Source organism: Plantibacter sp. CFBP 13570 (genome assembly GCF_014841395.1).
Lineage (GTDB): Bacteria > Actinomycetota > Actinomycetes > Actinomycetales > Microbacteriaceae > Plantibacter > Plantibacter auratus.
In genome coordinates this window covers 1-327 of the sequence record NZ_JACYTW010000154.1, presented here as the reverse complement: position 1 = coordinate 327, position 327 = coordinate 1, and the positions used below count along the sequence as shown (strand labels likewise).

1 protein-coding gene is annotated in these 327 nt (G+C 78.0%); it reads left to right on the top strand.

Annotated elements, in window-relative coordinates; all coding sequences use genetic code 11:
* Window positions 1-322: hypothetical protein (locus IFT89_RS19995; RefSeq protein ID WP_202939859.1), on the top strand; the 322-nt coding region annotated here is incomplete at its 5' end.
* Window positions 323-327 lie beyond the last annotated feature (5 nt).

Below are 327 nucleotides of genomic sequence, written 5' to 3'. Positions count from 1 at the left end.
GGAGACGGCGGCCCTGGGTGCCGGCGTGACCGCGGGGACGGCCGCACACGTGGCCACACCGTCGAGTGAGCTGACCCGCCGGGAGGCGGCGGCCGCCGCCGAGCGGACGCACCCGGCCCACGTGCTCACGACCGACCCCGACCCGGCCGACCAGCAGGTCTCCCGGGTGGAGCCCGGGCTCGACGTCATCGTGCACCCGGCGACCGCCGGTGTGCAGCGCGTGGCCGTCGGTGCCTACGTCATCGCGGTCGACGCCGACAACGGCACCGCGGTCGTCGAGCCGCCGGTCGGCGGCGTCGTGGTCGTCCGCGCGCCGAGGTAGCGCGG